This is a genomic window from Devosia sp. LjRoot3 (assembly GCF_964252865.1).
In the GTDB taxonomy this organism is placed as follows: domain Bacteria; phylum Pseudomonadota; class Alphaproteobacteria; order Rhizobiales; family Devosiaceae; genus Devosia.
Window position 1 is genome coordinate 1 of the sequence record NZ_CAXUPK020000017.1, and the last position, 1,599, is coordinate 1,599.

The window sequence follows — 1,599 nt, forward strand, 5'->3', positions numbered from 1 at the left end:
GATGCGGACGAAAACTTGGACTATCACAGGAGGTAGTTCATGTATTCGTACGAAGATAGGATCCGCGCGGTCGAGCTGTATATCAGGCTCGGCAAACGTGTCAGGGCGACCATTCTGCAGCTGGGTTACCCGACCAAGAATGCCTTAAAGGGCTGGCATCGCGAATACGAAAAGCGCCTCGATTTGCCAGTAGGTGTTGCGGTCCGAGGCCCCAAGTACAGTCAGGCGCACAAACAGGCGGCCGTAGAACACTACCTCACGCATGATCGCTGCATTTCCGCGACGATGAGAGCGTTGGGCTATCCCGGTCGTGGAACGTTGACCGCATGGGTTCGCGAGGCGCTTCCTCAGACCAGGAAAGCCATAGTTGGGGTGGCTGGCCGCCCAAGCTATCCAGACTCATTGAAGCAGGAGGGCGTCATCAGTCTTTGCGGTCGAGAAGAAAGTGCGCAGGCCATTGCCGACAAACTCGGCGTGTGCAGGCCGACATTGTATAACTGGAGAAACCAGTTACTCGGCTCTGAGGCTCTCTCAACCATGAAACGCAATAAGTCCGTGCCGGCAGAGCGAGAGGAGCTGCAGCGTCAGCTCGAATCCCTGCAACGCGACATCCGGCAACTGCAGATCGAACGGGACCTCTTGAAGAAGGCCAATGAACTTCTAAAAAAAGGCCTGGGCGTTGATCTGCAGCTCCTGAGCAATCGGGAGAAGACACTGCTGGTTGACGCCCTCAAAGACCTCTATCGGCTGCCAGATCTGCTTGCCCAGTTGGGCCTGGCACGAAGTTCGTACTTCTACCATCGGGCCCGTGTGAAGCTTGCAGACAAGTACCTCGCCGTTCGTCAAAGTATCGCTGAAATCTTCGAACTCAACCGTCGCTGCTACGGTTATCGCAGACTGCGGGCGTCGCTGGCCAGGCAGCGCATTGTGGTCTCAGAAAAGGTCGTGCAGCGGTTGATGAAACAGGAAAGCTTGGTCGTTGCACGGCCAAAGCGGCGCCGGTACGGCTCCTATCTTGGAGAAATCAGTCCGGCTCCTGAAAACCTCATCAACCGCGATTTTCAGGCCAGAGCCCCGAACGAAAAGTGGCTTACGGACATCACCGAGTTCCAGATCCCGGCTGGCAAGGTGTACCTCTCGCCCATCATCGACTGCTTCGATGGCTTGGTTATCAGCTGGTCCATTGGAACGCATCCGGATGCCGAGCTGGTCAATACGATGCTGGATGCCGCCATCGAGACTTTATCGGACGCAGATGCTCGGCCCATCGTTCATTCTGATCGCGGTGCCCATTATCGCTGGCCAGGTTGGCTATCGAGAGTTGATGACGCCAAGCTGGTACGCTCAATGTCCCGCAAGGGGTGCTCGCAAGACAACGCTGCATGCGAAGGCTTCTTCGGGAGGCTGAAAACGGAACTCTTTTACCCGCGGGACTGGAAGGCCGCCACGGTCGAGCAGTTCGTGAAGGAAGTTGATTCCTACATCCGTTGGTACAATGAGAAGCGCATCAAAATATCCCTTGGCGCTCTTAGCCCTGTCGAATACCGCGAAAGTCTTGGTATTAAGGCATAACCAGTCCAAGTTTTAAGCCGCACCCCC

At 55.9% G+C, this 1,599-nt stretch carries 1 protein-coding gene; it reads left to right on the forward strand.

Annotated features, from left to right (window positions below):
• Positions 1-39: 39 nt before the first annotated feature.
• Positions 40-1,572 carry an IS3 family transposase gene (locus ACSQ2A_RS23005; RefSeq protein ID WP_436074165.1) on the forward strand — a complete coding sequence of 511 codons (1,533 nt, stop codon included), beginning with the start codon at positions 40-42 and terminating at the stop codon, positions 1,570-1,572.
• Positions 1,573-1,599: the final 27 nt, after the last annotated feature.

Bases quoted from the DNA above. Each gene is read 5' to 3' on its own strand.
- ACSQ2A_RS23005 (WP_436074165.1), top strand. From the start codon at position 40: ATGTATTCGTACGAAGATAGGATCCGCGCGGTCGAGCTGTATATCAGG.